This is a genomic window from Cryobacterium sp. RTC2.1, from assembly GCF_035018685.1.
In the GTDB taxonomy this organism is placed as follows: domain Bacteria; phylum Actinomycetota; class Actinomycetes; order Actinomycetales; family Microbacteriaceae; genus Cryobacterium; species Cryobacterium glucosi.
The window spans coordinates 1-3,822 of record NZ_JASJXJ010000232.1 but is presented as its reverse complement, the minus strand read 5'-3'; the positions used below and the strand labels follow the sequence as shown (position 1 = coordinate 3,822).

Below are 3,822 nucleotides of genomic sequence, written 5' to 3'. Positions count from 1 at the left end.
CGCCAGAAGCGCCGGTCGAGACTGAGATGGAGAAAACGTTGCCAGGAGAGAACCTCACCCGGATCGAAGCCCAGGAGCGCGCAGCGCTCGTCACTGTGCAGAAGTACGCGATCAGCCTTGACCTCACGACGGGTCCCGAAACCTTCGCGAGCACCACGACGGTCACCTTCACCGCGACCCCGGGTGCCTCGACGTTCATCGACGCGATCACGCGCACGGTGCACGCGGTGACCCTCAATGGAGTCGACCTCGACCCGTCAAGCGTGAGCGACGGCATCCGCATTCAGCTCGATGGTCTCGCCGCGGAGAACACGCTCACCGTCGTCGCCGACGCCGAGTACACCAACACCGGTGAGGGCCTGCACCGTTTCGTCGACCCGGTCGACAACGAGGTCTACCTCTACAGCCAGTTCGAGGTTCCGGACTCCCGCCGCGTCTTCGCCGTCTTCGAGCAGCCCGACCTGAAGGCAGCGTTCCAGTTCACCGTGACGGCGCCCGGCGAATGGGAGGTCGTCTCCAACTCGGCGACGCCCGAGCCCACGAATGCCGGCAACGGTGCGAAGACCTGGGCCTTCGAGCCCACCCACACGATCTCGAGCTACATCACGGCGCTCATCGCCGGACCGTACGCGGTCATCCGCAGCGCGCTCACCTCGAGCGACGGCCGGATCATCCCCCTCGGCCTGTTCAGCCGCAAGAGCCTGTCCCAGTTCCTCGACTCCGACTACCTCTTCGAGAAGACCCGCCAGGGCTTCGCCTACTTCGAGGAGAAGTTCAACTACCCGTATCCCTTCGACAAGTACGACCAGCTCTTCGTGCCGGAGTTCAACGCGGGCGCGATGGAGAACGCCGGAGCGGTCACCTTCACCGAGACCTACGTCTTCCGGTCCAAGGTCACGGATGCCATCAAGGAACGCCGCGTCGTCACCGTGCTGCACGAACTCGCGCACATGTGGTTCGGCGACCTCGTCACGATGAAGTGGTGGAACGACCTGTGGCTCAACGAGTCCTTCGCTGAGTGGGCCTCGACCATCGCCACTGCCGAAGCGACCGAGTGGACAGAGGCCTGGACCACCTTCGCCGTGATGGAGAAGAGCTGGGCATACAAGCAGGACCAGCTGCCCTCGACCCACCCCGTCGTCGCGACCATCACCGACTTCGATGACGTGCTCGTCAACTTCGACGGCATCACCTACGCCAAGGGCGGATCTGTCCTCAAGCAGCTCGTGGCCTGGGTCGGCCGCGACGAGTTCTTCGCCGGCGTCGCCTCCTACTTCGCCAAGCACCAGTGGGGCAACACCGAGCTCAACGACCTCCTCGTCGAGCTCGAGGCATCCAGCGGCCGCGACCTCTCCGGCTGGGCCGCGAAGTGGCTCGAGACCGCGGGCGTCAACACCCTCCGCCCCGAGATCGCCGTGGACGCCGCCGGGGTCATCACCGGCTTCTCCGTGCTGCAGAGCGCGACCGCCGACTACCCGACGATCCGCCCGCACCGCCTCGCGATCGGGTTCTACGACCTCGTCGACGGGCAGCTCGTGCGCACCCACCGGGTCGAGATCGACGTCGACGGAGAGAAGACGGATGTTGCCGAGCTCGTCGGCCGCGCCCGCCCGGCCCTCGTGCTCCTCAACGACGACGACCTCGCCTATGCGAAGATCCGGCTCGACCCGGCCTCGCAGGAGGTGGCCCTCGAGAACCTCGCCGCCATCGAGAGCCCGCTCGCCCGCGCCATCGTCTGGGGTGCGATCTGGGACGCCACCCGCGACGCCGAGACCGGCGCCCGCGACTTCGTGAGCCTCGTGCTCGGCAACATCGCGAGCGAGACAGAGTCGACCACCCTGCGCACCGTGCTCGGCCAGCTCGTGCTCGCCGCGAACTCTTATGTGGCTCCCGAGTTCCAGGCCTCGACGCTGACCGAGGTCGGCGACGCGCTCTGGTCCCTCGCCCAGCACGCCGAGCCCGGCAGCGACGCGCAGTTCCAGTTCGTGAAGTTCTTCGCCTCCGTCGCCGCCACCGACAGCCAGCTCGCGAGCGTCGCGGCCCTCCGGAACGGAACGGTCCCGCTCGAGGGGCTCGAGATCGACACCGACCTCGCCTGGGAGCTGCTCATCGCCCTTGCCGCCGGCGGCAAGGTCGACGGCGCGGAGATCGACGCGGCGCACGCTGCGGACAACACCGCGACCGGCGCCCAGTCGGCCGCGCAGGCTCGCGCCGCTCTTCCGACCCCGGAGGCCAAGCAGGCCGCCTGGGATTCCCTGATCGAGACGGACACCGCCCCGAATACGATCGTGCGCGTCACCGCGGCCGGGTTCCTGCGCGCGAACGACACGAGCCTGCTCGAGCCGTTCGTCGACACCTACTTCGCGATGCTGCAGCCGATCTGGGTCTCCCGCAGCTTCTCGATCGCGGAGAAGCTCATCATCGGCCTCTACCCGTCCCCGCTCGCCAACCAGGCGCTCGTCGAGGCGACCCGCACGTGGCTCGACGCCAACCCCGAGCCCGTCGCACTGCGTCGCCTCGTGATCGAGAACCTCGCGGGAGTGGAACGTTCCCTCGCCGCCCAGGCACGCGACGCCGAGTAACCGCACCGCGGCATCCGCCGGCCCGAACGGCCTCGCCTCTCAGGGGGCGGGGCCGTTTTCACGTTGGCGGGGCGCTCAGGGTTCGCCCGGTCGGCTCTCGGTAGACTCGAAAGCGCTATGAATTGGGACATTATCTGGGCTGAAATCGTCAAATACTTCACAACGACCCTCGGGCTACAGCTGCTGCAGGTGCTCGGAATCCTCATCGTCGCGTTCGCGGTGCACTGGATCCTGCAGTTCGTGATCCGCCGCGTGGTGATCCAGATTGTCACCGGCGTCAAGCGCACCCAGAAGGTTGAGGACACCCGGGCGCTCAACGTGTCCCCGGTCGCCGCCGTTCGCGTCGTGCAGCGCACCCGTACGCTCGGCTCCGTCCTGACCAACATCGTCAATGTGCTCGTCGTGATCATCGCCGGCCTGCTCATCCTGCAGGTGATGGCCCCGAGCATCCTGGGCTCGTTCGCCCTGCTGACGGCCGCGATCGGCGCCGGCCTCGGCTTCGGTGCCCAGAACATCGTCAAGGACATCCTGAACGGCCTGTTCATGGTCATGGAGGACCAGCTCGGCGTGGGCGACATCGTCGACACCGGGTTCGCCTCCGGCGTCGTGGAGACGGTCGGCATCCGCATCACCCAGATCCGCGACGTGAACGGCACGCTCTGGTTCGTTCGCAACGGCGAGATCCTCCGGGTCGGCAACATGTCGCAGGGCTGGGCCCGCGTCATCATCGACCTGCCCATCCCGTACAGCTCGGACGTCGAAGCCATCCAGTCCGAAATGCTGCGGGTCGCGACGGCGCTCGCCTCGAGTCGCAAATGGCGGTCGATCATCCTCGAGAAGCCGGAGATCTGGGGCCTCGAGTCGATTTCCGCCGAGGCCCTTGTCACCCGGCTCGCCGTGAAGGTGCGTGTCTCGGCGAAGTGGGACTTCGCCCGCGACCTGCGCCTGCACCTGAAGCTCGCGCTCGACAGCCTCGGGGTCTCGCTCACTCCGCTCAACAGCGTCGTGATGACGGGGTCGGACGACGGCTCGGATGCCACACCGCCGACGAACCCCGTCGATATCGCCGCCGTCGCCGCGGCCGCGGAACCCGATCCGCTGCCGCACATCGAGGTTGTTCCGCTCAAGAAGGCCAGGACCCCACGCGGGCCCCGCAAGGCCAAGTCCGTTCCCAAGAAGGAAGCCCCGGTCGACGACGCTCCCGGCGAGGCTGCCCAAGCCCCCGCCCCACGGGCAACCG

2 protein-coding genes are annotated in these 3,822 nt (G+C 67.4%); both read left to right on the top strand.

Going from position 1 to position 3,822, the window contains the following annotated elements:
- Window positions 1–38 precede the first annotated feature (38 nt).
- Window positions 39–2,582 (top strand): aminopeptidase N, encoded by a 2,544-nt coding sequence (pepN, locus tag QN357_RS18195; RefSeq protein ID WP_322135724.1) that lies wholly within the window; start codon window positions 39–41, stop codon window positions 2,580–2,582.
- Between the two features lie 117 nt (window positions 2,583–2,699).
- On the top strand, window positions 2,700–3,822 hold a 1,123-nt coding region (locus tag QN357_RS18190), incomplete at its 3' end, for a mechanosensitive ion channel family protein (RefSeq protein WP_323505318.1).